Origin of the sequence: Streptomyces sp. NPDC006551 (assembly GCF_040611675.1) — a bacterium.
Lineage (GTDB): Bacteria > Actinomycetota > Actinomycetes > Streptomycetales > Streptomycetaceae > Streptomyces.
The window spans coordinates 124,563-148,658 of sequence record NZ_JBEXOT010000006.1 but is presented as its reverse complement, the minus strand read 5'-3'; the positions used below and the strand labels follow the sequence as shown (position 1 = coordinate 148,658).

The window sequence follows — 24,096 nt, the reverse complement described above, 5'->3', positions numbered from 1 at the left end:
CACGCTAGAACCTTGGAGTGCACTCCAAGCAAGTAGGCTCGGCCACATGCAGAGCCTGGCGTTGATCGAGAACTGGCCCGTCCCCACCGCGGCCGCCGCCGTCGTCCGCGCGGACGGCACCCTGGCCGGGTCCCACGGCCCCACCGGGCAGCGGTTCCCGCTCGCCTCCGTCACCAAGCCGCTCGCGGCGTACGCCGTCCTCGTCGCGTACGAGGAGGGGGCGATCGACCTCGACGAGCCGGCCGGGCCCGAGGGCGCGACCGTCCGGCACCTGCTGGCCCACACCTCGGGCCTCGCCTTCGACGAGCCGAAGGTCATGGCCGCGCCGGGTGCGCGCCGGATCTACTCCAACAGCGGCTTCGAGGCGCTCGGCGACCATGTCGCCAAGGCCACGGACATCCCGTTCGCCGACTACCTCCACCAGGCGGTCCTGGAACCGCTGGGCATGACGTCGACGACGCTGGAGGGCTCTCCCGCCAAGGACGCGGTGTCGACCGTCGACGACCTGGTGCGGTTCGCGGCGGAGGTGCAGGCGCCCCGGCTGCTCGACGCCCGCACGGTGCTCGACGCGATGACGGTGACGTACCCCGGCCTGACCGGCATCCTGCCGGGCTACGGCCATCAGAAGCCCAACGACTGGGGGCTCGGCTTCGAGATCCGGGACTCCAAGTCGCCGCACTGGACGGGGGCCTCGTCCTCCCCGCGTACGTTCGGGCACTTCGGCCAGTCGGGCACGTTCCTGTGGATCGACCCGGACGCGCGGGCCGCGTGCGTGGCGCTGACCGACCGGGCCTTCGGCCCGTGGGCGGTGGAGGCGTGGCCGCCGTTCACGGACGCTGTGCTGGCCGAGCTCAGGGCGTAGGGGAGGCCGAGGGCGCGCCCGTCGCGCCGGGCGGTCGGGCGGTCGTGGCGGCGCCATCGGTGCCGGAGGGCTGCGGAGAGGTGCCATCGGTGCCGGAGGGCTGCGGAGAGGTGCCCGGCTGTGTCGACGAGGGCGCGCCGACCAGCAGATCGTCACAGCGGTCCTCGGGCAGCGTGCCGCCGGGACCGCTCAGGACGACGGAGGCGCGGCCGTCGATGTCCTCGGCGTAGGCCGCGGTGCACACCAGCTGGCGCAGCGCGGTGCCGTCGAGTCCGTCGAGGGCGAAGGAGACGTCGACCCGTAGCCGGAGACTGCCGCCCGGGCCGCCCTTGTCGGCCTTCGATGTGATCTGGCCCTCCTTGCCGACCGGGGACAGCCGGGTGGACAGACCGGCGGCCCGGTCGTCCTCGTTCGGTCCGGCGAGCAGGGCGGCGAGCGTCTTGGCGGCGATGAGCCCGCCACCGCGGCGGTATTCGGGGGCCACGTCCGGCCCCAGCTCGTACTCCTCCCCCAGTCCGTCGAGGGGCCAGCCCCTCTCACGGGCGACCGGCATCAGCCGGCCGTCGGCGTCCACGAAGAAGAGGAGCATCCGGCTCTGGGGGACCGGCACGACGGCGACGGTCGCCGGCCCGCCGGCCTCCACGACGTCGGTCTCCCGGATACCGCAGCCGGCCAGCGCGAGTGTGCCCGCGAGGGCGGCGGCCAGCCGCCTCCCGCGCCTCACAGCGGGATCCGAACGGTGAAGAGGCCACCGCCGTCGGGGTGGTTCCCGGCGGTGACCGTGCCGCCGTGCAGCCGGACGTTCTCCAGGGTGATGGCGAGGCCGAGTCCGCTGCCGGCGGAGCGGGTGCGGGCGGGGTCGGCCTTGAAGAAGCGGTCGAAGACGTGCGGCAGGACCTCGTCGGCGAGGCCCGGCCCCCGGTCGGCGACCTCGGTCACCAGCAGGCCGCCCTCGGTGTACACCCGTACCGTCACCGGCGGCTTCCCGTGGCGCAGCGCGTTGCCGATGAGGTTGGCGACGACGACGTCGAAGCGGCGCGGGTCGAGGCGGGCGCGCACGCCGTCGGGCAGCTCGGTGCGGACGAGCGACGGGTCGGTCCAGTGGCGGTGCTGGAGGGTCTTGCGGACGCAGTCGGCGGCGTCCACCTCGTCGGTGTGGAGCTCGGCGGCGCGCGCGTCGAAGCGGGAGATCTCCATGAGGTCCTCCACGAGCACGGCGAGTTTGCCGGTCTCGGCGCTGATCAGCCGTACCGCCCGGGCCGTGTCCGTGTCGAGGCCGGCGGCGTCCTCGTCGAGCACCTCGGTGACGGCGAGCATGCCGGCGAGCGGGGTGCGCAGTTCGTGGGAGACGTCGGAGGCGAAGCGGCGGGCGCGGGCCTCGGCGTGCTGGAGTTCGACGACGGAGCGTTCGAGTGCGGCGGCGGATTCGTTGAAGGTGCGGGCGAGATCGGAGAGTTCGTCACTGCCCTTGGCGTGGATGCGGGTGTCCAGCCGGCCCTGGCCCATGGAGTCGGCGGCCCGGCGCAGCTCCCTGACCGGGCGCAGGACACTGCGAGCGGCGAGCAGAGCGGGGATGAGGGCGATGGCGAGGGCGGGCAGGGCGCCGTCGCGGGCGGCGAGGACCATCGCCTCGACGTTGGACTCCTCGGCGTCGAGGTCCATGACGGCGTAGAAGACGAGGCCGGTGCGGTGCAGGCTGTCGCTGCTGGCCCCCGTTCTGAAGACGGCGGGTACGGCGACGGTGAGATAGGGCCGGCCGTCCTTGACCACCCGCTGGAAGCTGCCCTGCACGGAGGCCCGGGCGCGGGCGCGGAGTTCGGCGGTGATGACGGTGGAGGTCGGGCGGTCGGTGGAGGAGACGCGCAGCGAGCCGTACTCCGCGTAGACGCGCCAGGTGCGGGGCTTGCCCTGCCGGGCGATGTGCTGGAGGACCGGTCGCAGGGACTCGGCGTCGACGGGCAGCTGGATGCCGAGGACCTCGACCTGCTCGCGGAAGGCGGACACGGCGGTGTCCTGGGCCTGTTCGAGGATGGCGTTGCGGGCGGCGCGGTAGGTGAGGGCGGCGGTGGTGCCGCAGCCCACGGCGGCGACGAGGAGGAAGGCGAGGACGAGCCGCGTGCGCAGCCCGAAGGCGCGGCTTCGGACGCGGCGTGGCCGCAGGGCGCGGCGGCTCACAGCGGGCCGAAGCGGTAGCCGAAGCCGCGCAGGGTCTGGATGTAGCGGGGGGCGCCGGAGGGGTCCTCGATCTTGGTGCGGAGGCGGCGGACGCAGGCGTCCACGAGGCGGGCGTCGCCGTGGTAGCTGTGCTCCCAGACGTGTTCGAGGAGCTGCTGGCGGCTGAAGACCTGCTCGGGCGCGGCGCTGAGGTGGAGGAGGAGCTTCAGCTCGGAGGGGGCGAGGGCGAGGCGTTCGCCCGACTTGGCGACGGTGAGTCCGGCCCGGTCGACGGCGAGATCGCCGTGGAACTCGACGGCCGGCCGGCCGGTCCCCGGCTCCTCGATGCGGCGGAGCACGGCGCGGATGCGGGCCTCGATGACCTCGGTACGGGCGGGCTTGACGATGTAGTCGTCGGCGCCGGCCTCCAGGCCCACGACCACGTCGAAGTCGTCGCCGCGCGCGGTGAGCATGATGATCGGCAGTTGGCTGTTCTCGCGGACCCGGCGGCAGACCTGGACCCCGTTCATGCCGGGGAGCATCAGGTCGAGCAGCAGCAGATCCGGCCGGAACTCGTCGAGGGCGGCGAGACCCGCCTCGCCGGTCGCGGCGGTGCGGACCTCGTGCCCGCGGCGGCGCAGACCCAGTTCGACCCCTTCGCGTACGGAGGGGTCGTCTTCTATGAGGAGGACGCGAGGCATGGTGTGGAGTATCCCAAGGGTGGGGGGAGCCGGCCGTCAGCGGCGGGGGCGCAGGCGTCCGGCGGCGGTGGTCAGGAGGGTCTGGAGCTCGGTGAGGCGGAGGGGGCGGGCGAGGCCGGCGAAGACGGCGAGGATCGTCGCCGCCCCGGCCCCGCCTGCGGCGAGCGGACCCGCCGGCGCGACGGCGTCGACGACCCCGACCGCGAAGCCGGCCGCCGGCACGGCCGCGACCAGCAGCCGCGCGAGCGCCCGCCCATCACCGCGGCCCTCGACCCCGGACGCTCCCGGCACCGGGTGCACGGCGGGGGCGACGCCCGGTGCCGTACCGCCGCCGTCGGCACTGGCACCCGGGCCGCCCGCCGCCGGCCAGGCGTAGGGCGCCGCAACCGCCGGGCCGTCCGGCGCTCCCGCACCCGCCGAGGTGGCCGGCGCCGCGACGGCCGGGGCGGCGCCCGGTGCCGTACCGTCGTCGGCGGCCCCGGGCGCCGGGCCGTCTCCGGCAGTCGGCCGACCGGCCGGCCCGGCCGGGACACCGGCAACCGGCGGCCACCCGTCCGCCGGAACCGCACCCGCGGACGCGCCCGTCGGGCCGCCCGCCTGCCCGGCCGCCGGAACCGCACCCGCACCCGCCGTCGGCGCCGAGGCGTTCGCCACGCACGCCACCCCCGCCGGGCCCGCCTCGCCCGTCGCGAGCCGTGCCAGGCGGCGGCGCAGGACGTACGCCGTGAGGGCCCAACCCGCCCACAGGGCCGTGGAGTAGCCGAGGGACAGGCCCGTCACCGTCCAGCGGGCGGGGAGGAGGGTCGCGGCCGTCAGGGAGAGGGTGGCGTTGAGTGCGGCGATGACGAGGTTCAGAAGGAAGGGGGTGCGGGTGTCGCGCAGGGCGTAGAAGGCGCGGGTGCAGACGTACTGGCCCGACAGGGCGATCAGGCCGGGCGCGAGGGCCATCAGGATCCAGGCCATCGACCGGACCGCCTCCGCGTCGGTCCTGCCGTACTGGAAGACGAGGGCCATCAGCGGCACCGCCAGCGCGAACAGGGCGCACGCCGCAGGCACGATCGCCGCCGCACTGGTGCGCTGTGCGTACGACACGTCCCGCCGCACCCGCGCGTGGTCGCCGTCCGCCGCCGCCGCACTCATGCGGGGCAGCAGCGCGGTGACCAGGGCGACGGTGACGATGCCGTGCGGCACGGCCCACAGCAGGTAGGCGTTGTTGTACGCGGCGAGGCCGGCGCCCTCGGCGACACGGCCGGCCGCGGTGGCGATCCGGGTCGTCAGCCAGTACGCGGCCTGGTTCGTGAGGACGAGCAGCACCAGCCAGCCGGCCGACCGCAGCGGCGCCGCCAGCCCGCTGCCGCGCCAGTCGAAGCGGGGCCGCCAGCGGAATTCGGCGGCGCGCAGCGACGGCACGAGCGCGAGGGCCTGGAGCGCGATGCCGGCGGTGGTGCCCCAGCCGAGCAGCGCCGTCTCGCCGGCGGTGAGCTCGCCGCTGTCGGTGACGGCGAGGTACAGCCCGAAGACGGCCACGACGACCACGTTGTTGAGGACCGGCGTCCACATCATCGCGCCGAACCGGCCGCGCGCGTTGAGCACCTGCCCGAGCAGCGTGAACAGCCCGAGGAAGAAGATCTGCGGCAGGCAGTACCGGGTGAAGGCGACCGTCATGGACGCCTGCGCGCCGGTGTAGCCGGTGTACGCCTCGACGATCGCGGGCGCCGCGTACACCGCGCCCGCGGTGAGCGCGGCGAGGGCGAGAACGCAGACGGTCAGCAGCCGGTCGGTGTAGGCGGCGCCGCCGTCCTCGTGCTCCTTCGCGGCCTTGACCAGCTCCGGTACGAAGACCGCGTTGAGCGCGCCGCCGAGCAGCAGCATGTACACGATGGTGGGGACGGAGTTGCCGACGGAGTAGCCGTCGGCGACGAGCCCGGTGCCGAGGGCGGCGGCGACGACCGCCGAGCGGACGAAGCCGGTGGCGCGCGAGACGAGCGAGCCGGCGGCCATGAGCGCGCCGCTGCGCAGCACGGACGGGGCCCGGCGCTCCGTCGGGCGCTCCGCGAGGACGGCCGTCACCGACGGGCCAGGTACGCCTGGAAGGCGCGGTACAGCGTGTGGTTGGTCGTGCCGTCCATGGGTGTCTCCCACTCCCCCAGCGTCTCGACGGCCTGCCCGCCCGTGCCGAGCTTCCAGCGCAGCAGACCGTGGGCACGGACGTCCGGATCAAGGGTGGAGGGTATCCCGCGCATGTCGTAGACGTGGGCGCCGAGGGCGTGGGCGTCGAGCATCATCCGCCACTGCAGGGCGTTGGAGGGACGGACCTCGCGGCGGTGGTCGGCGCTGGCGCCGGTCTGGTACCAGACGCGGCGGCCGACGGTGATCATCGTGTGGGCGGCGAGGATCTCGCCCTCGTGGCGGGCGAGGTAGAGCTTCATCCGGCCCGGTTCCTCCGCGTTCAGGACCGCGTACTGGCGTTCGTAGTACGCGAGGGAGCGGCCGAGCCGGAAGCCGTCGCGCTCCTCGGTGATCCGCAGGAGGCGGTAGAAGTCGGGCAGGTCGGCGGCGGAGCCGACGACGACCTCGACGCCCGCCTTGCGCGCCTTGCGGACGTTGCGCCGCCACTCCTGGTTGAGGCCGTTCCACAGGTCGTCGGTGGTGCGGCCGGCGAGGGGCACCTGGTAGACGTGGCGGGGCTGGGCGTCGGCACCGTCCGTGCCGTCGGCGGAGTCCCCGCCGCAACGGCGCCAGCCCCGCGCCCGCAGCCGTTCGGCGACGGCGGTGCCGAGCGGGTCCACCTCGTCGGCGAGGACGTCGGCGAGACGCCGGCCGGGCCCGGTGTTCGCCTTGAGGGTGGCGGCGTTCCAGCGGCGGAAGGCGGGCGAGGGCCCGATGCGTACGGCGAAGGCCCCGGCGGCCCGCAGATGGCCGAGCAGCGGGGTGAGCCAGCCGTCCATGTCCGGGTCGGTCCAGTCGGCGACCGGCCCTTCGGGGAGGTAGGCGAAGTACTTGCGGGTGCCCGGGAAGGGGCGCAGCAGGACGAGGGCGACGCCGGTGAGTTCGCCGGACGCCGGCCCCCATCCGAGGAGTTGGTGGCGCCAGCCTTCCTTGACCGCGGCCCAGGAGGGCAGTTGGAGGAAGCCGGCGCCGGCGCCGGTCCTCGTGAGGAAGGCGCGGTACGCCTCGGCGGTGAGGGGCTCCGGGCTGATGGGGGCGCGGTGCGGTGCGGCCGTCACGAGCAGAGCTGACACAACGTGAGCCTCCTGGTTCCGCCCCTCGGTCGGGGGGCGCACAGGATGCTCACAGCCGTCCTTGACCGGTCCGCGCGGTGAATGTGACCGGACGATGACCATTCCTCTGCAGCCCTTGTCACACGGCACCGGGGGCGCGTACGGCGGCCTACAGTCCGGGCATCCCACGACTTTTCCGGAGGCTTCCGTGATTCCCGTACGCCTGCGCCCGCGCGCCCGAATACGCCCCGTAGTCGCGGCCGTCGCACTGTGTTCGGCCCTGACCGCCTGTACGGCGGGGGCGGCCGAGCCGACGGGGGCGGTGGGCGCGCCCCGCGCCACCGGGAGCCCGGCCCTCCCGGCGAAGGTGACCGTGGTGAAACCGGCGGCCGGCCGGACGGTGACGGTCACCGCCTCGGGCGGCACCTTGACGGCGGTGAAGGTCGTGGACGCCGAAGGCGGGGTGCTCGCGGGTCGCACGGCCGCCGACGGGACGTCCTGGGTCTCGGAGCGCAAGGCGGTGCCGGGCACCTCGTACCGCGTGGAGGCGACGGCCCGTACCGCCGACGGCAAGGAGTCGACGAGCCGGTCGGCGTTCTCGACGCCGGAGGCGCCGCTGGTCAACAAGCTGACGCTGGCGCCCGGGAAGGACACCACGGTGGGGATCGGGCATCCGCTGTCGATCGTCTTCGACCGGCCGGTGACGCACAAGGCGGAGGTGGAGAAGCACCTCAAGGTGACCACCTCGAACGGCACGGTCGGTTCCTGGGGCTGGCTGAAGGACTGGTCGGGCAAGGACCGGGTGGACTGGCGGCCCAAGGAGTACTGGAAGCCCGGGACCCGCGTGACCCTCGACGCGCGGCTCGACGGGACGGACTCGGGCGGGGGCTGGTTCGTACGGGACTACCGCACCGGGTTCACCGTCGGAGCGGCGCAGGTCGTCAAGGTCGATCTCGACCGCAAGCGGCTCGCCCTGGTCCGGGACGGCAGGACGGTGCGCACGATCCCCGTCTCGGGCGGTACGCCGGGCGGCGACAAGCGGTCGTGGCGGGGGACGGCGGTGCTGATGGCGAAGGAGGGCACGATCAACATGAACTCGGAGACGGTCGGGCTCGGTGACGCGTACGACAAGATGGTCGACCACTCGATGCGGCTGACGTGGTCGGGGATGTACGCCCACGCGGCACCGTGGAACGCGAGGTGGTTCGGGCGCGCGAACCGCAGTTCGGGCTGCATCGGCATGAGCGACGCCGACGCGTCGGCGTTCTACGCGGCGGTCCGGGTCGGCGACCCGTTCGAGATCACCGGCGCGGACACCAAGGGCACGGTGGCTCCGGGCAACGGCTACGGCGCGTGGAACCTGACCTGGGAGCAGTGGAAGGCGAAGAGCGCGCTCGGCGGCTGATCCCCGCGCCTCACGGCGCGCGCATCTCCCAGAGGAGGACCTCCGCGTCGGCGGTCGCGAGGAGTGCGAGGTCCTCGGCTCCGGTGACGCGGGCCGCGTCGCCGGGGGCGAGCTCCTCGCCGTCGAGGCGGACGGTGCCCCGCACGACGTGCGCGTACAGGAAGTCGGCGTCGGGGACCGCGGTCCGCTCGCCCGCCGCCAGGCGCCGGACGTGCAGCATCGCGGCCGCCTCCGGAAGCGCGTACGGGGTCGAGTCGGCGATCCCGCGCACGATCTCGTACGAGGGGTCGCCACCCGGCTCCAGGGGCGCGAGCCACATCTGGACGAAGACCAGCGGCACGTCGGCGTCGTTGCGCTCCTCGTGCCGTACGCCCGCGGCGGAGCTGAGCCGCTGGACGTCCCCTGGGCGGACGACGGTGGTGTGACCGGCCGAGTCGTGGTGGGTCAGCTCGCCCTCGACGACCCAGGTGACGATCTCGGTGTGACGGTGCGGGTGCTCGTCGAACCCGGCGCCGGGCGCGAGCCGCTCCTCGTTGCAGGCGAGGATCGCGCCGAAGCGGAGGTTGTCGGGGTCGTAGTGCGCCCCGAACGAGAACGCGTGCCGTGTCTCGATCCCGGAGCCGGGGTCTCCTCCGGGATAGCGGTCCCCGGCACGCTGAATGCTCATCACGGCAGTCACGGTATCCGCTGCGCCCACCCGTTCCGCCCCGGCGGGACAAAGGCCCACAACCCCCCAGGCCGCACATCGGCGTCCCGATGAGGCACCCTTGGTCCGTGCCTGAACCCACGAACGCCGCTCATCCGCACCCCGCGACCCTGAAGCGCCTCGAACAGTCCTCCGGGCGGCTCGCCGCCAACGCCATTGCCCGCATGGACGAGACGCTGCCGTGGTATCGCGCGATGCCGCCCGAGAACCGGTCGTGGATCGGGCTGGTCGCCCAGGCCGGTATCGCCGCGTTCACCGAGTGGTTCCGGCATCCCGAGACCCCGCAGGCCATCTCCACCGACGTCTTCGGCACCGCCCCCCGCGAACTGACGCGCGCGATCACCCTGCGCCAGACCGTCGAGATGGTCCGCACCACCATCGAGGTGATGGAGACCGCGATCGAGGAGGTCGCCGCCCCCGGCGACGAGTCCGTCCTGCGTGAGGCGCTCCTCGTCTACGCCCGTGAGATCGCCTTCGCGACCGCCCAGGTCTACGCCCAGGCCGCCGAGGCACGCGGCGCCTGGGACGCACGCCTCGAATCGCTCGTCGTCAACGCCGTCCTCTCCGGCGAGGCCGACGAGGGCGCCGTCTCCCGCGCCGCCGCCCTCGGCTGGAACTCGCCCGACCACGTCTGCGTCGTCCTCGGCACGGCCCCCGACGGCGACAGCGAGCTGACCGTCGAGGCGATCCGCCGCGCCGCCCGGCACGCCAAGCTCCAGGTGCTGACCGGCGTCCTCGGCGACCGGCTCGTGGTCATCGCCGGCGGCAACGACAACCCGCTCCAGGTCGCCAAGGCCCTGATCGGGCCGTACGCGGCGGGGCCGGTCGTCGCCGGGCCCGTCGTGCCCGACCTGCTCGCCGCGACCCGGTCCGCGCAGGCGGCCGCCGCCGGACTCAAGGCGTGTTCGGCCTGGCAGGACGCCCCGCGCCCGGTCCTCGCGGACGATCTGCTGCCGGAGCGCGCGATCGCCTCCGACCCCTCGGCTCGCGAACAGCTGGTGGAGGAGATCTACAGACCGCTGGAGGAAGCGGGATCGGCGCTCCTCGAAACACTGAGCGTCTATCTGGAGCAGGCGAGCAGCCTCGAAGGCGCCGCGCGGATGCTCTTCGTCCACCCCAACACCGTGCGCTACCGGCTCCGACGTGTGACCGACGTCACCGGTTGGTCACCCTCCGATGTCCGTTCCGCCTTCACGCTGCGGATCGCGCTGATCCTGGGGCGCTTGGCCGACGGAGATCCGCAGTCCTAGACTTTTGTCGAACACCAACAATTCCCCCGACGGTTCTTCGTCCTTGTCCCCACGGGCGCCCGGGACCGTCCGCAAGAGAGAGTGTGAGGGTGCTCGTACTCGTCGCTCCCGGCCAAGGCGCTCAGACGCCCGGCTTCCTGACCCCCTGGCTCGAACTGCCCGGCGCCGCCGACCGCGTCGAGGGCTGGTCCGAAGCCATCGGACTCGACCTCGTCCACTACGGCACGAAGGCCACCGCGGACGAGATCCGCGACACCGCCGTCGCCCAGCCGCTGCTGGTCGCGGCCGGCCTGCTGTCCGCCGCCGCGCTCGGCGAGGGCGCCCCCGGCGCCGTCGCCGGTCACAGCGTCGGTGAGATCACCGCCGCCGCGTTCGCCGGTGTCCTCGACGACACCGCCGCGCTGCGTCTCGTACGGACGCGTGGTCTGGCGATGGCCGAGGCCGCCGCGATCACCGAGACCGGCATGTCGGCGTTGCTCGGCGGCGACCCCGAGGTGACCGTCCCGCACCTCGAGAAGCTCGGTCTGACCCCGGCCAACGTGAACGGCGCCGGCCAGATCGTGGCTGCCGGAACGTTGGAGCAGCTCGCCGCCCTCGCGGAGGACAAGCCCGAGGGCGTCCGCCGGGTCGTCCCGCTCCAGGTCGCCGGCGCGTTCCACACGCACCACATGGCCCCCGCGGTCGCGAAGCTGGAGGCGGCGGCGAAGGAGCTGACCGTCGCCGGCCCGACCGTGCGCTACGTCTCGAACAAGGACGGCCAGGTCGTCACCGAGGGCGCGGAGATCATCGCGCGTCTCGTCGGCCAGGTCGCCAACCCGGTCCGCTGGGACCTGTGCATGGATACCTTCCAGGCGCTGGGCGCCACCGCGCTGATCGAGGTGTGCCCCGGCGGCACCCTGACCGGTCTCGCCAAGCGCGCGCTCCCGGGTGTCCGCACGGTGGCCCTGAAGACCCCCGACGACCTCGACGCGGCCCGCACGCTGATCGCCGAGACTGCAAGCGCAGCCTGAGAAGGAGCCGAGAAGCATGTCGAAGATCAAGCCCAGCAAGGGCGCCCCGTACGCGCGGATCCTGGGTGTCGGCGGCTACCGCCCGACCCGGGTCGTGCCCAACGAGGTGATCCTCGAGAAGATCGACTCGTCCGACGAGTGGATCCGCTCGCGCTCCGGTATCGCCACCCGCCACTGGGCCTCTCCCGAGGAGACCGTCGCCGCGATGTCGGTCGAGGCCTCGGGCAAGGCCCTCGCCGACGCCGGGGTCGACCCCGAGCAGATCGGCGCCGTGATCGTCTCGACGGTCTCGCACTTCAAGCAGACCCCGGCCGTGGCCACCGAGATCGCCGACCGGATCGGCGCCGGGAAGCCGGCCGCGTTCGACATCTCCGCCGGCTGCGCGGGCTTCGGCTACGGCCTGACGCTCGCCAAGGGCATGATCGTCGAGGGTTCCGCCGAGTACGTCCTCGTCATCGGTGTCGAGCGGCTCAGCGACCTGACCGACCTGGAGGACCGCGCGACGGCCTTCCTGTTCGGCGACGGCGCCGGCGCGGTCGTCGTCGGCCCCTCGGACGAGCCGCACATCGGCCCCTCGGTCTGGGGTTCGGAGGGCGACAAGTCCGAGACGATCAAGCAGACCGTGCCGTGGAACGAGTTCCACGTCGGCGACGTCTCGAAGCTGCCCCTCAACGAGCAGGGCGAGATCAAGTTCCCCGCCATCACGCAGGAGGGCCAGGCGGTCTTCCGCTGGGCCGTCTTCGAGATGGCGAAGGTCGCCCAGCAGGCGCTGGACGCCGCCGGCATCACGGCGGACGACCTGGACGTCTTCATCCCGCACCAGGCGAACATGCGGATCATCGACTCGATGGTGAAGACTCTGAAGCTGCCGGAGCACGTGACGGTCGCCCGTGACGTCGAGACCACCGGCAACACCTCGGCCGCCTCGATTCCGCTCGCGATGGAGCGGCTTCTGGCGACCGGGCAGGCGAAGAGCGGCGACACCGCGCTCGTCATCGGCTTCGGGGCGGGTCTCGTGTACGCCGCGACGGTCGTTACCCTCCCCTAGGCACCCCGGATCCTCCGGAAGCCCCTTACCGAAGCAATCACAGAAGGAGCGCCAACATGGCCTTCACCCAGGAAGAGATCGTCGAAGGTCTCGCGGAGATCGTGAACGAGATCGCCGGCATCCCGGCCGAGGACGTCCAGCTGGACAAGTCCTTCACCGACGACCTGGACGTCGACTCGCTGTCCATGGTCGAGGTCGTTGTCGCCGCCGAAGAGCGCTTCGACGTCAAGATCCCGGACGAGGACGTCAAGAACCTCAAGACGGTCGGCGACGCGACCGACTACATCCTGAAGCACCAGGGCTGATTCGGCCCCTGCTGACTCGGTCTGCCACCCGGCGGTGGCGCCGTCATTCGACCATCACACACGTGGAGAAAGAATTCCTGTGAGCTCGACCAATCGCACCGTGGTCGTCACCGGTCTCGGCGCAACCACACCGCTGGGTGGCGACTCCGCATCGACCTGGGAAGGTCTGATCGCGGGACGCTCCGGCGTCAAGCCCCTCGAGGGTGAACGCTTCGCCGAACTGCCCGTCCAGATCGCCGCGCCCGCCGCGGTCGACCCGGGTGAGGTTCTGCCCCGTCCGCTGGCCCGCAAGCTGGACCGTTCGGCGCAGTTCGCGCTGATCGCGGCCCGCGAGGCGTGGGCCGACGCGGGCTACACCGCTCCGGCCGGTGAGGACGAGAAGATCGCGCCCGAGCGGCTCGGCTCCGTCATCGCCTCCGGCATCGGCGGTGTCACGACGCTGCTCGACCAGTACGACGTGCTGAAGGAGAAGGGCGTCCGCCGCGTCTCCCCGCACACCGTTCCCATGCTGATGCCGAACGGCCCCTCCGCCAACGTCGGTCTGGAGGTGAACGCCCAGGCGGGCGTGCACACTCCGGTCTCCGCGTGCGCGTCGGGCGCCGAGGCGATCGGCTACGCCGTCGAGATGATCCGTACCGGCCGGGCCGACGTGGTCGTGGCCGGTGGCACGGAGGCGGCGATCCACCCGCTGCCGATCGCGGCCTTCGCCAACATGATGGCGATGTCCAAGAACAACGACGAGCCCACCAAGGCCTCGCGTCCGTACGACACCGCCCGTGACGGCTTCGTGCTCGGCGAGGGCGCCGGGGTCGTGATCCTCGAGTCCGAGGAGCACGCGAAGGCGCGTGGCGCGCGGATCTACTGCGAGGTGCTCGGCCAGGGCCTGTCGGCCGACAGCCACCACATCGCGCAGCCCGAGCCGACGGGCCGGGGCATCGCGGCCGCGATGCAGAACCTGCTGGACACGACGGACCTCAAGCCGTCCGAGGTCGTCCACCTCAACGCGCACGCCACGTCGACGCCGCAGGGCGACGTCGCCGAGATCAAGGCGCTGCGGAAGGTCCTGGGCGACGACCTGGACCATGTCGCGATCTCCGCGACGAAGTCGATGACGGGTCACCTCCTGGGCGGCGCGGGCGGCATCGAGACCGTCGCGACGGTCCTGGCGCTGCACCACCGGGTCGCCCCGCCGACGATCAACGTCGACGACCTGGACGAGAACGTCGACGCCGACATCGTCCGCGACGAGCCGCGCGACCTGCCGCAGGGCACGATCGCCGCGATCAACAACTCGTTCGGCTTCGGCGGCCACAACGTCGTGCTGGCGTTCCGCACGGTCTGACACTCGGTCACGTGCGAGGCCCGCCTCCGGCCCGGGGGCGGGCCTCCGCCATGTCCGCCGGACGGAGTCCGGCACAGCGCCCCGAAGCCCGCGAAGCGTCGCGAGGGGCGCACGAGGAAGAGGCCAACTCGTTCGGCTTCGGCGGCCACAACGTGGTGCCGGCGTTCCGCACGGTCTGACCGACACTCACGTATGAGGCCCATCCCCGGCCGGGGTGGGCCTCCGCCATGTTCGGACGGGGCGTCAGCCGCCCGGCAGGGCTCCTCAGACGACCTGGTGGAGCCAGCGGACGGGGGCGCCTTCACCCGCATAGCGGAAGGGCTCCAGTTCGTCGTCCCAGGGCTTGCCGAGCAGCTTGGCGATCTCCGCCTCCAGCTGCGTCTCGCCCTGCGCCGAGCGGGCCAGGGCGGCCCGCAGGCGGTCCTCCGGGATCAGGATGTCGCCGTGCATGCCCGTCACCGCGTGGAAGATGCCCAGTTCGGGGGTGGCGCTGTAGCGCTCGCCCTCGGCGGTGGGGCAGGGCTCCGCGGTGACCTCGAAGCGGAGCATCTGCCAGCCGCGCAGCGCCGAGGCGAGTTTGGAGGCGGTGCCGGTCTCGCCCTGCCAGGAGAACTCGGCTCTCCAGGTGCCGGGGGACGCCGGCTGACGGATCCAGTCGAGCTGGACTCTCGCACCCAGGACACCCGCCACCGCCCATTCGACGTGCGGGCACAGCGCGCGCGGTGCGGAGTGAACGTACAGAACTCCACGTGTCGTCACCGGGACCTCCAGTGTGGGACGAGGTTCGCCTTTCCCAGCGGCCTCAGTAAACAGCATCGGGAGTAAAACTTCGCAAACCCCCGAAAAAGGGACAGCATGTGACGTGATGTAATTTACCGGAGCCGGTTGGCAAAGGTGCCTCTGGTTCGACGGGGAAAAGCTACCGTGCCGCACCGCCCTTGGGGTGACGTACGGTCGGTCCGGAGGCGGGTGAACACCAAGCTTTCACTCGCCAGGACGCCGAACGAACGCCGAAGGAGGAGCCGGGGCATGCGCGGCCCACATCGTTTCCGTACCGCCGTCGCCTCCGCGGCGGCGCTGCTGCTGGGCGCGGGCGGGCTGTCCGGCTGCGACGCGGCGGCGCCGTCCGTACGGGCGAAGCCGAGGCCCGCTGTTGTCTGGGACCCCTCCCCCTCCTCCGTGGCCGCCGTCGGCGACTCCATCACCCGCGCCTTCGACGCCTGTGCGGTCCTGGCGGACTGCCCGGAGGTCTCCTGGGCCACCGGCACGGACGCCGCGGTCAACAGCCTCGCCCTGCGGCTCCTCGGCCCGGAGCGGGTGACCGCGCACAGCTGGAACCTGGCGCGGACCGGGGCCCGGATGGCGGAGCTGCCGGGGCAGATGGAGCAGGCCGCCGCCGCGAAGCCGGAGCTGGTGACGGTGATGATGGGCGCGAACGACGCCTGCCGGGACCGTACGGACCTGATGACCCCGGTCGCGGAGTTCCGTGCCTCCTTCGCGGCGGCGCTGGCCGCGCTGCGGACGGGCGCGCCCAAGGCGCAGGTGTACGTGGCGAGCGTGCCGGACCTGATGCGGCTGTGGTCGACGGGGCGGGTCAGTGCGATGGGCCGGGAGGTCTGGAAGCTGGGGCTCTGCGCCTCCATGCTGGCCGACCCCCAGGATCTGAGCGCGGCCGCCGAGCGGCGCCGGACGCTGGTGCGGGACCGGGTGGTGGCGTACAACACGGCCCTGAAGGAGGAGTGCGCGAAGGACGCGCGCTGCCGGTACGACGGCGGGGCGGTCTTCGCCTTCCGTTTCGGCGGGGTGCAGCTCAGCCCCTGGGACTGGTTCCACCCGAGCAGGGACGGCCAGGCGCGGCTCGCGGAGATCGCCCACCGACAGGTGACGGCGCTGAATCCGCCCGCGTAGGGTTCCGGATCATGAGGATCACGAGTGAGCCCTTCGGTTCGGTCGACGGCACGGGCGTGCGGCGCTGGACGCTCGAACGGGGCGGCGTGCGGGTGCGGGTGCTGACGTACGGCGGCATCGTCCAGTCGGTCGAGACGCCGGACCGGGACGGCGCCCGGGGCGAAGTGGTCCTCGGCTTCCCCGATCTGGAGGGATATCTGAAGCAGCCGGAGCCGTACTTCGGCGCCCTGGTGGGGCGTTACGCCAACCGGATCGCGGACGGCACCTTCACCCTCGACGGCCGGACGCACCGGCTGGCCCGCAACGGCGGTCCGCACAGCCTCCACGGCGGCGAGCGCGGCTTCGACAAGCACGTGTGGGACGCGGAGGAGGTCACCCACGGGATCAGGCTGTCGCGGGTGAGCCCGGACGGCGAGGAGGGCTTCCCCGGCCGCCTGGAGGTCTCGGTGACGTACCGGCTGAAGGAGGACGGGACGCTGCGGATCGGCTACCGGGCGATCACGGACGCCCCGACGGTGATCGCGCTGACGAACCACTCGTACTGGGACCTGGGCGGGGAACACGAACTGCGGGTCTCTGCCGGGCACTTCACCCCCACGGACGGGACCGGGATCCCGACCGGGGAGATCGCCCCGGTGGCCGGCACCCGGCTCGACTTCCGTACGGCGCGGCCGGCCGGGGTCGGGATCGACGACAACTTCGTGCTCGACGCGGGCGCCGTGGACGCCTGCGAGCTGTACTCGCCCGTGACCGGGCGCGTGGTGACGGTGCGGACGACCGAACCGGGGCTCCAGGTGTACGCGGACGCGATGTTCTCCGGGATCGCCCTGGAGACCCAGCACTTCCCCGACTCGCCGAACCGGCCGGAGTTCCCGTCGACGGTGCTGCGGCCCGGCGAGGTCTACCGATCCACCACGCACTTCGACTTCGGGACGCGCTGAAGCCCCGGGGCGGCTGTCAGGTTCCGCCCCGGGGCCGGTCATAGCGGGCTCCTAGACGTTCAGCGTGGCCGTCAGGCGGGTGTCGGCCAGGGAGTGCGCCGCCCTGACCTCGTACGTACCGGGGACGAAGGTCCAGTCGTTCTTCTCCTCGTCCCAGATCTCGAAGGCCCTGCGGGGCAGCGGGATCTCGACCTCGACGGACGCGCCGGCGGCGGCCTCGACGCTCGCGAAGCCGGCCAGCCAGCGCGCCGGACGCTCGATCGGGTCCGATGCCGCCGCGAGGTAGATCTGGACGACCTCGCGGCCGGTGCGGGTGCCGGTGTTGGTGATCCGGACCGTGGCCTTCCCCGTGGTCGTCTCCAGGGAGTCGTACGACCAGGTGGTGTAGCCGAGGCCGTGACCGAAGGCGTACGCGGGGACGGCGCCGGCCCTGTCCCAGGCGCGGTAGCCGATGAACACGCCCTCGTCGTAGGCGAGTTCGCCGTCGGTGGGGGTGGTCGCGGTGACCGGGGCGTCGGCGAGGGCGGCGGGCCAGGTGGTGGGCAGGCGTCCGCCGGGCTCGGCGGCGCCGGTCAGGACGTCGGCGAGCGCGGCACCGCCCTCCTGGCCGGGGAACCAGCTGAGCAGGATCGCGGCGACGTCCTCGCGCCAGGGCATCTCGACCGGGGAGCCTGCGTTGACGACGACGACGGTGTTCGGGTTGGCGGCGGCCACGGCCCGTACGAGATCGTCCTGGCGGCCCGGGAGGGCGAGGTCCGTGCGGTCGAAGCCCTCGGACTCGACGCGCTCGGTGGTGGCGACGACCACGACGGCGGTGTCGGCGGCGCGGGCGGCCTCGACGGCTTCGGCGATCAGTTCGTCGGGGTCGCGGCGCGGACCGAGGTGGACGAAGGAGAACATGACGGCCGGCAGCGGGGCGGCGAACTCCTTGTCGAGCGGGTGGAGGAGCGACACCTCGACGCTCTCACCCGCGGTGAGCGCGACCTTGGCGCGTTCGACGGGGGCGCCGAAGAACGCCTCGAAGGGGTCGGTCTCCGGCCCCATCGACTGGACGCCGTCGAAAACGGCCTCACCCGCGACGGTGAGGGTGAAGGCACCGAGGCCCCGGGTGCCGAAGGAGTGCTCACCGCTCTCGCGCGGGGTGAACGTGCCGACGACCTCGACGGAGGCGAGGGCCTCGTGGGTGACACCGGCCGGGAGGTCGTCGCCGATCCACTGGACCTGGCCGTTGGGCAGGCTGCCCTCGCCGAGGACCTTGCCCTCGGCGTCGCGGCAGACCGCGCGGAGGGTGAACCCCTGCTCGGCGGGGGCGAGTTCGTCGCTGGGGTCGGCGCCGATGGAGAAGGTCAGGGCGCCTTCGCGCAGGGCGGCGGTGAGGCCGTCGAGCGGGGAGACGGTGTGGTCGGGGAAGACCTGGGCGGAGCCGCCGCCGAGAACCCGGGCGTCGCGGGCGGCCGCGCCGGAGAGGGCGACCGTACGGCCGGGCTTCAGGGGCAGGGCCGCGCTCCCGTCGCGTACGTCCTCGTGCGCCCCGCCGCGCGCCTCCCCGCGCACCCCGTGGCGTTCCTCGTTGCGGACGAGGACGAAGCCTCGGTGGGCGATCTCGCGAGCCAGCGCGTCGCCGTCGAGGGGGGCCGGGGGCTCGGTGACGACCGGCGGGGCGCCGTCGAGGGCGCCGACGCGGGCGGCGAGCCGCAGGACGTTGCGTACCGCCGTGTCGACGGCCGACTCCTCGACCTCGCCCGCGCGGACGGCGGCGGCGAGCGCCTCGCCGTAGACGGTGTGCGGGCCGGGCATGGCGACGTCGAGGCCGCCCTCGATGTCGCCGGTAGTGGAGCGGGCGGCCATCCAGTCGGAGACGTTGAAGCCGTCGAAGCCCCACTCACCGCGCAGGACCTCGTTGACGAGGTGGTGATGCTCGGTCATCGTGACGCCGTTGACCTGGTTGTAGGCGGTCATGATGCCCCAGGGCCGGGCGTTCTCGACGATGGCCTCGAAGGGGGCGAGGTAGAGCTCGCGCAGCGGGCGCGCGGCGATCTTGTTGTCGACGGTGAAGCGGTCGGTCTCGGCGTCGTTGGCGACGAAGTGCTTGACGGTGGTGCCGACGCCGCCGTCCTGGACGCCCTGGACGTAGCCGGTGCCGATCTCGCCGGTGAGGTACGGGTCCTCGCTGTACGCCTCGAAGTGGCGGCCACCGAGCGGGGTGCGGTGCAGGTTGACGGTGGGGGCGAGGAGGACGTGGACGCCCTTGCGGCGGGCCTCCTGGGCGAGGAGGCGGCCGGCACGGCGGGCGAGCGCCGGGTCCCAGGCGGCGGCGAGGGCGGTCGGGGACGGCAGGGCGACGGAGGGGTCGTCGGCGGTCCAGCGGACGCCGCGGACACCGATCGGACCGTCGGACATGACGAGGGACCGCAGGCCGATCTCGGGCAGGGCCGGGAGCGACCACATGTCCTGTCCCGCGAGCAGCCGGGTCTTGGTGTCCAGGTCGAGCCGGGCGAGGGCCGCCTCGACGGCTCGCTCGCGGGCGGCGTCCCCGCCGGCGTCCGTACCGCCCTCCGCGCTGATCTCTGCCACGGCCGTACCTCCTCGTCGAAGTGCTGAGGGGCCCATGGTGACGCTCGTACCTGTAGATCGGTAGGTTACGTTATTTATTCGTTACTTTAGGATGACGTACGGTCCTCTGCGACGGGACCTCCGGAAGGGACCACGAAAGGGGCCGGGCGATGGTGCGGGCCAGGAGCGAGGAGCGGCGCGCGGACATCCTGCGGGCGGCCCTCGAAGTGATCGCCGAGCGCGGCTACCGCGGCGCCTCGCTGGCCTCGGTCGCCGAGCGGGTCGGCCTGACCCAGCAGGGGCTGCTGCACTACTTCCCGACGAAGGAGGCGCTGCTCGTCGCGGTCCTGGAGGAGCGCGACCGGTGGGACACCAGCGGCGGCCGGGGGCGGGAGGGCTGGCGGCTCGACCTGCTCGACTCCCTCGTGGAGTACAACGCGATGCGGCCGGGGATCGTGCAGACCTTCTCCGCGCTGCTCGGCGAGAGCGTGACCGACGGCCACCCGGCGCGGGAGTTCTTCACCGAGCGGTACGCCCAGGTCCGCGGGGAGATGGCGAAGGTCCTGCGGATGGAGTTCGGCGAGCGGCTGCCGGGCGGCCTCACCCCGGAGCGCGCCGCGCCCCTGCTCACTGCGGTGATGGACGGGCTGCAGTACCAGTGGCTCCTGGATCCGGCCGCGGTGGACATGCCCGCGGCGTTCCGGGACTTCCTGGCGCTGCTGCGGGGCGACGGGGACGTCCGAGGCGACCGAGGCGACCCAGGCGACCCAGGCGACCGAGGCGACCCAGGCGACCGAGAAGGGTGACGCGACGGGGACGTCCGAGGCGACGGCGCCGCGGCCCATGGGACGTATGAGGGCGCCGTAGCGCAAGTCGCGGGCGGGACGGGATACTTCGCGGGCCCGTTCCCGGTCCCATGGAAGGCTCGCCCGTGCCCCGGATACGCACCGCCTCGCTCGGACTCGCCCTGCTCACCACCGCTCTCGCCTTCGTCTCACCACCGGCCTCGGCCGACACGGGCGGCGACACCGGCACGGTCGAGGAGGCCCGGCTCGACCGGGCCGCGCCCCAGGAGATCCTGCGGCGCAGCGGATTCGACACCGTGGCACCGGAGTTCGGCCGCGCGCTGGCGGGTGCGGACTCCTACCGGGAGGCCGAACGGGCTGTCGCGCACCAGGCCGCCCGCCTGTGGCGGCGCGCGGTCGACCGCGCCCAGGGCCGGGGGCCCGCGCACGGGGACCTCAGCCGGGACGACGACCGGCCGCTGTACTGGGCACGGCTCGGCATGACCCGCGAACTGCGCACCTGGAGGCCGGAGTTCGTTCTCGACGACGCCGCTCGGGCCCGGCTGCTCGACCGGCTCGAACGCTCCTCGCGCGGCCAGGACTCGATCCACCACCCGCCGGGCAAGGGCGTCAAGCGGGTGCTGATGACCGGCTTCGACCCGTTCACGCTCGACCGTGACGTACGGATCGGCAATCCGTCCGGGGCGACCGCGCTGGCCCTGGACGGCACCTGGATCCGTACGGCGGACGGGACCCTCGCCCGCGTCGAGACGGCCGTCTTCCCGGTTCGCTGGGCCGACTTCGCCGACGGCACGGTGGAGCGGACGCTGCGCGCACACCTGCCGCGCGTGGACCTGTTCACCACCGTGAGCCAGGGACGGGTGGGCCGCTTCGACATCGAGCGGTTCAACGGGGCGTGGCGGGGCGGCTTCCCCGACAACGAGAACCTCTCCCGTACGGAGACGGTCCCGGTCGCGGACCCGGCGACCCAGCCGCAGTGGACGTCGACCACCCTCCCGTACCGCGCGATCGTGGCGGCGGACACCGGGCGCTTCCCGGTGTACGACAACACGGCGGTGACCGAGATCCCGGCCGGGTCGACCGTGCCGGTGGCCCACCCCGACGGGCCGACGGAGGGCTCCACAGCCCGGGCTGGCGGCGGCGGTGACTACCTCTCCAACGAGATCGCCTACCGGGCCACGCTCCTGCGCGACCGCCTCGGACTGCGGGAGCTGCCCGGCGGCCATGTCCACACGCCGGTCCTCCGGTTCGGGGCGGGCAACACCGATCCGGCGACGGGCTCGGTCACCGATCCGGAGTTCGTACGGAACCGGCTCGACATCATCGCGCAGGTGAGGGCGGTCATCGGGGTGGCCGCCTCCTCCTGAAGGGGTTCCCCAGGGGCCGGGGCGGCGGAGATGATGGCGGCATGATCGTCGCAGCAGCGCAGTTCACCCCGGTCCCGGGGGACATCGATGCCAACGTCCGCACCATGGCGGACCTGATCCGGTCGGCCGGCGCCGAGGGCGCCCGGCTCGTCGTCTTCGCCGAACTGTCCCTCACCGGGTACGAGCCGACCCTCGTCCACGGCGACCCGGGGCTCCACCTCGCCGAGGACGACGCCCGGCTCGCCCCGCTCCGGGACGCCTGCCGCGCCGTCGCGGCGGCGGCCGTCGTCAACGGGCCGGTGCGGACGGCGCACGGCCGGCCCGGCATCACCTCGCTGGTCGTCGGACCGGACGGCGGCCTGCTGACCCGCTACGACAAGCGGCATCTCTACGGCTTCGAGCAGGAGGTCTTCGCCGCCGGCGACCGGGACGGCCGGTTCACCCTCGACGGCGTCCGGTTCGCTCTGGCCACCTGCTACGACAACCGCTTCCCCGAGATCGCGGAGCGTGCCGCCGCCGACGGCTGCCGGGTCTATCTGGCGAGTTCGGTGCTCACGGTCGACAACGACTCGTTCGAGAAGGTCTATCCGGTACGCGCGCGGGACTTCGGGCTCCAGGTGGTGATGGCCAACGTCCTGGGCCGTAACGAGGCGGGCGTGTGCGCGGGGGCGAGCGGCGCCTGGGGCACGGACGGCGAGCGGATCGCCGACGCGGGGACCGTGGACCCGGGGTACGCCCTCGCCGACGTCTGACCCGCGGCGGAAGCCGTGGGCGGGGGCCCGCCGGCCGCCGCCGGCGGGCTCCCGCTCCCCGTCACTCGTAGGAGAGGTCGGAGGCGGTGTAGCGGCAGGTGACGCCGTCGGGACCGGAGCCGATCTCGGTCGGCTCCTTGCCCGTGTTGTTTCCGGTGAACCGGACGCACGGCTTGATCTTCTTCTTGGCGTCGCCGTGGATGCGGACCTCGCGCAGGGCCGCGGTGTCGCCGTAGTTGGCGTTGACGCCGACGATCGACCCGCCGGGAGCGGTGACGTCCACGTCGTTGATGATGATCGAGCGCTTGTACTGCTTCTTGCAGTTGCCGCAGGAGCGGACCAGCTTGCCGAAGTCCGACACCTGGAACTTGGTCACGACCAACTTGCCCGCGCCGTTGAACTGGAAGACCTTGTCCGAGGCCTTCCGGGCGCCGCCGCCGTACACCGTGTAGACCGCCGAGGCCGACGTGCCCTTGAACGTGGCGGCGTCCTCGCCGACGTCCTCCCACCAGACGTTCTGCAGCGTGCAGCTGCCCAGGCAGTGGATGCCGTCGGCGGCCGGCGAACCGATGATCACGTTCTTGAGGACGGCGCCGTCCTTGAGCACGAAGATCGGGTCCTGGCCTTCGCCCTGGCCACCGGAGCCGAGCTCGCCCGTGCCGTAGAACCGCTTCATACCACCGTCGTACGGGCCCGAGACCTCGATGGTGCTCGGGACCGGCTTGCTGCCCTTCGCCTCGGGCCAGGCCGTCGCCGCGCCGGCCGGGGACAGCAGGCCGCCGGCGACGACGGCCGCGCCGGTGATGCCGAGGGCGGCCAGACCACCGATCAGAGCCCGACGGCGACCTGTGCGCCGCCTGTGCCGAGTGCGCTGTTCAGCTTGTGCGTTCATGCGTTCTTCCTTCAGTGGGGGAGATCGTGCCTCTCCTTGTCGCCACCGGAAGAAGAAACGTTGCCGCCCGTCGGGGTGCCGTTCCCGTCGTCGCCGCGCGCCGACTCCCCCGTCAGCTCGCGGGCCATCAGCGTGGCCCCGGCGACCGCGCCGGGCATGAGGAAGACCGCTACGAACGGCACCAGGAAGGAGACCGCCAACGGGACCCCGAAGCCCAGGGTCAGCATGCGCCGGCCGCGCAGCATCCGCAGCCGGTCCTTCAGTTCGACGCCCCGGCGCTGGAGGGCGACGGACGTCAGCTCATGGGCGAGGAAGAAGCCGGAGACGCAGAAACCGATGACCGGGACCACCGTCTGGCCGACGACGGGGATGAAGCCGCAGGCGAAGAGGAGCACGCCGTAGAACGCGACCCGGAGCAGCACCTTGAGGCTGTCCCGCGCCGAGATCCACAGCTCGCGCCAGAGCGGCAGACCGGACTCGGGGACGTCTCCGCCCTCCGTGCGGTCGACCTGCTCGGAGAGCGACTCGTAGAACGGCTGGCCGACCAGGAGCGTCACCGCGGTGAAGGTGATGACCGCGAGGAAGAGCCCGAAGACGAAGACGAGGGCGGTCAGGAAGCCGCGGAACAGGCCCTGCCAGGGCGAGGTCCAGTCGTCGGCGAACGGGGTCGCCCAGGCCGTCAGGTCGTCGGCGCCGTAGCCGAGGCCGATGAGCGCGCCCCCGTACAGGACGAGGGTGACGAGTCCCGGCAGCAGGCCGAAACCGAACCACCGCCCGTGCCGGCCGACCCACTTCTGACCCCGCACCAGATAGCCGAAACCGGCCCCGAAATCGCGCATGCGATCACCCTATCGGGCCTGCGGCGCAGGCCCC

At 72.8% G+C, this 24,096-nt stretch carries 21 protein-coding genes and 1 pseudogene; 12 read left to right on the top strand and 10 right to left on the bottom strand.

The window, feature by feature from the left end:
• Positions 1-46 precede the first annotated feature (46 nt).
• Positions 47-862: a serine hydrolase domain-containing protein gene (locus ABZY12_RS09520; RefSeq protein ID WP_356888714.1), complete on the top strand. Its 816-nt coding sequence runs from the start codon at positions 47-49 to the stop codon at positions 860-862.
• Here ABZY12_RS09520 and ABZY12_RS09515 read toward each other — a convergent pair.
• The 5 genes and pseudogenes from ABZY12_RS09515 to ABZY12_RS09495 all read right to left on the bottom strand — a co-directional run bounded on the left by ABZY12_RS09515 (position 852) and on the right by ABZY12_RS09495 (position 6,959).
• A complete protein-coding gene (locus tag ABZY12_RS09515; protein WP_356888713.1) occupies positions 852-1,586 on the bottom strand; it encodes a hypothetical protein in 735 nt (244 codons plus the stop codon). The genes ABZY12_RS09520 and ABZY12_RS09515 overlap by 11 nt on opposite strands.
• Positions 1,583-3,037, bottom strand: coding sequence for a HAMP domain-containing sensor histidine kinase (locus ABZY12_RS09510; protein ID WP_356888712.1), 1,455 nt, complete (start codon positions 3,035-3,037; stop codon positions 1,583-1,585). Before ABZY12_RS09510 ends, ABZY12_RS09515 begins: the two co-directional genes overlap by 4 nt.
• Positions 3,034-3,717, bottom strand: a complete 684-nt coding sequence (locus ABZY12_RS09505) for a response regulator transcription factor (protein WP_356888711.1) — start codon at positions 3,715-3,717, stop codon at positions 3,034-3,036. The genes ABZY12_RS09510 and ABZY12_RS09505 overlap by 4 nt, the downstream gene beginning before the upstream one ends.
• A 696-nt stretch (positions 3,718-4,413) precedes the next feature.
• Positions 4,414-5,739 (bottom strand): annotated as a pseudogene (gene murJ, locus ABZY12_RS09500) (murein biosynthesis integral membrane protein MurJ); the annotation flags it as partial.
• A 44-nt stretch (positions 5,740-5,783) separates the two neighbouring features.
• Positions 5,784-6,959 (bottom strand): peptidoglycan bridge formation glycyltransferase FemA/FemB family protein, encoded by a 1,176-nt coding sequence (locus tag ABZY12_RS09495; protein ID WP_356888710.1) that lies wholly within the window; start codon positions 6,957-6,959, stop codon positions 5,784-5,786.
• 187 nt (positions 6,960-7,146) lie between these two features.
• On the opposite strand from ABZY12_RS09495, the gene ABZY12_RS09490 reads away from it, so the two are divergent.
• Positions 7,147-8,343 carry an Ig-like domain-containing protein gene (locus ABZY12_RS09490; RefSeq protein WP_356888709.1) on the top strand — a complete coding sequence of 399 codons (1,197 nt, stop codon included), beginning with the start codon at positions 7,147-7,149 and terminating at the stop codon, positions 8,341-8,343.
• A gap of 10 nt (positions 8,344-8,353) precedes the next feature.
• Here ABZY12_RS09490 and ABZY12_RS09485 read toward each other — a convergent pair whose 3' ends face one another.
• Positions 8,354-9,010, bottom strand: a complete 657-nt coding sequence (locus ABZY12_RS09485) for a pirin family protein (RefSeq protein ID WP_356888708.1) — start codon at positions 9,008-9,010, stop codon at positions 8,354-8,356.
• 107 nt (positions 9,011-9,117) lie between these two features.
• On the opposite strand from ABZY12_RS09485, the gene fasR reads away from it, so the two are divergent.
• The 5 genes from fasR to fabF all read left to right on the top strand — a co-directional run bounded on the left by fasR (position 9,118) and on the right by fabF (position 14,004).
• Positions 9,118-10,299, top strand: a complete 1,182-nt coding sequence (fasR, locus tag ABZY12_RS09480) for a fatty acid biosynthesis transcriptional regulator FasR (protein ID WP_356888707.1) — start codon at positions 9,118-9,120, stop codon at positions 10,297-10,299.
• A gap of 89 nt (positions 10,300-10,388) precedes the next feature.
• On the top strand, positions 10,389-11,309 hold the full coding sequence (locus tag ABZY12_RS09475) for an ACP S-malonyltransferase (RefSeq protein ID WP_356888706.1): 921 nt from the start codon (positions 10,389-10,391) through the stop codon (positions 11,307-11,309).
• A 16-nt stretch (positions 11,310-11,325) separates the two neighbouring features.
• Positions 11,326-12,357 (top strand): ketoacyl-ACP synthase III, encoded by a 1,032-nt coding sequence (locus tag ABZY12_RS09470; protein ID WP_356888705.1) that lies wholly within the window; start codon positions 11,326-11,328, stop codon positions 12,355-12,357.
• A 56-nt stretch (positions 12,358-12,413) separates the two neighbouring features.
• Positions 12,414-12,662 (top strand): acyl carrier protein, encoded by a 249-nt coding sequence (locus ABZY12_RS09465; RefSeq protein ID WP_215067269.1) that lies wholly within the window; start codon positions 12,414-12,416, stop codon positions 12,660-12,662.
• Positions 12,663-12,741: 79 nt separating this feature from the next.
• Positions 12,742-14,004, top strand: a complete 1,263-nt coding sequence (gene fabF, locus ABZY12_RS09460; RefSeq protein WP_356888704.1) for a beta-ketoacyl-ACP synthase II — start codon at positions 12,742-12,744, stop codon at positions 14,002-14,004.
• 264 nt (positions 14,005-14,268) lie between these two features.
• Here the strand turns inward: fabF and ABZY12_RS09455 are convergent, their stop codons facing one another.
• Complete coding sequence (locus ABZY12_RS09455; protein WP_356888703.1) at positions 14,269-14,763, bottom strand: DUF3145 domain-containing protein; 495 nt, start codon at positions 14,761-14,763, stop codon at positions 14,269-14,271.
• Between the two features lie 270 nt (positions 14,764-15,033).
• On the opposite strand from ABZY12_RS09455, the gene ABZY12_RS09450 reads away from it, so the two are divergent.
• Positions 15,034-15,912, top strand: a complete 879-nt coding sequence (locus ABZY12_RS09450) for an SGNH/GDSL hydrolase family protein (protein ID WP_356888702.1) — start codon at positions 15,034-15,036, stop codon at positions 15,910-15,912.
• 11 nt (positions 15,913-15,923) lie between these two features.
• Positions 15,924-16,853, top strand: a complete 930-nt coding sequence (locus tag ABZY12_RS09445; RefSeq protein ID WP_356888701.1) for an aldose epimerase family protein — start codon at positions 15,924-15,926, stop codon at positions 16,851-16,853.
• A 51-nt stretch (positions 16,854-16,904) separates the two neighbouring features.
• Here the strand turns inward: ABZY12_RS09445 and ABZY12_RS09440 are convergent, their stop codons facing one another.
• Positions 16,905-19,427 carry a glycoside hydrolase family 3 C-terminal domain-containing protein gene (locus tag ABZY12_RS09440; protein WP_356888700.1) on the bottom strand — a complete coding sequence of 841 codons (2,523 nt, stop codon included), beginning with the start codon at positions 19,425-19,427 and terminating at the stop codon, positions 16,905-16,907.
• Between the two features lie 149 nt (positions 19,428-19,576).
• Here ABZY12_RS09440 and ABZY12_RS09435 point away from each other — a divergent pair, with 149 nt between their 5' ends.
• From ABZY12_RS09435 to ABZY12_RS09425, 3 genes are all read left to right on the top strand, one after another.
• Positions 19,577-20,212, top strand: a complete 636-nt coding sequence (locus ABZY12_RS09435) for a TetR/AcrR family transcriptional regulator (protein WP_356888699.1) — start codon at positions 19,577-19,579, stop codon at positions 20,210-20,212.
• Positions 20,213-20,322: 110 nt separating this feature from the next.
• Positions 20,323-21,579, top strand: a complete 1,257-nt coding sequence (locus tag ABZY12_RS09430) for a pyroglutamyl peptidase (RefSeq protein ID WP_356888698.1) — start codon at positions 20,323-20,325, stop codon at positions 21,577-21,579.
• A 41-nt stretch (positions 21,580-21,620) separates the two neighbouring features.
• On the top strand, positions 21,621-22,331 hold the full coding sequence (locus tag ABZY12_RS09425; RefSeq protein ID WP_356888697.1) for a carbon-nitrogen hydrolase family protein: 711 nt from the start codon (positions 21,621-21,623) through the stop codon (positions 22,329-22,331).
• 61 nt (positions 22,332-22,392) lie between these two features.
• On the opposite strand, the gene ABZY12_RS09420 is transcribed toward ABZY12_RS09425, so the two are convergent.
• Entirely contained in the window at positions 22,393-23,223 is an 831-nt protein-coding gene (locus ABZY12_RS09420) for a pectate lyase (RefSeq protein ID WP_356888696.1), read from the bottom strand.
• Positions 23,224-23,234: 11 nt separating this feature from the next.
• Positions 23,235-24,062: an EI24 domain-containing protein gene (locus tag ABZY12_RS09415; RefSeq protein WP_356888695.1), complete on the bottom strand. Its 828-nt coding sequence runs from the start codon at positions 24,060-24,062 to the stop codon at positions 23,235-23,237.
• Between the last annotated feature and the right edge of the window lie 34 nt (positions 24,063-24,096).

Coding starts and splice junctions, on each gene's coding strand:
- ABZY12_RS09520 (WP_356888714.1), top strand. CDS start 47: ATGCAGAGCCTGGCGTTGATCGAGAACTGGCCCGTCCCCACCGCGGCC.
- ABZY12_RS09505 (WP_356888711.1), bottom strand. CDS start 3,717: ATGCCTCGCGTCCTCCTCATAGAAGACGACCCCTCCGTACGCGAAGGG.
- ABZY12_RS09485 (WP_356888708.1), bottom strand. CDS start 9,010: ATGAGCATTCAGCGTGCCGGGGACCGCTATCCCGGAGGAGACCCCGGC.
- ABZY12_RS09470 (WP_356888705.1), top strand. CDS start 11,326: ATGTCGAAGATCAAGCCCAGCAAGGGCGCCCCGTACGCGCGGATCCTG.
- ABZY12_RS09465 (WP_215067269.1), top strand. CDS start 12,414: ATGGCCTTCACCCAGGAAGAGATCGTCGAAGGTCTCGCGGAGATCGTG.
- ABZY12_RS09450 (WP_356888702.1), top strand. CDS start 15,034: ATGCGCGGCCCACATCGTTTCCGTACCGCCGTCGCCTCCGCGGCGGCG.
- ABZY12_RS09445 (WP_356888701.1), top strand. CDS start 15,924: ATGAGGATCACGAGTGAGCCCTTCGGTTCGGTCGACGGCACGGGCGTG.
- ABZY12_RS09435 (WP_356888699.1), top strand. CDS start 19,577: ATGGTGCGGGCCAGGAGCGAGGAGCGGCGCGCGGACATCCTGCGGGCG.
- ABZY12_RS09430 (WP_356888698.1), top strand. CDS start 20,323: ATGGAAGGCTCGCCCGTGCCCCGGATACGCACCGCCTCGCTCGGACTC.
- ABZY12_RS09425 (WP_356888697.1), top strand. CDS start 21,621: ATGATCGTCGCAGCAGCGCAGTTCACCCCGGTCCCGGGGGACATCGAT.
- ABZY12_RS09420 (WP_356888696.1), bottom strand. CDS start 23,223: ATGAACGCACAAGCTGAACAGCGCACTCGGCACAGGCGGCGCACAGGT.
- ABZY12_RS09415 (WP_356888695.1), bottom strand. CDS start 24,062: ATGCGCGATTTCGGGGCCGGTTTCGGCTATCTGGTGCGGGGTCAGAAG.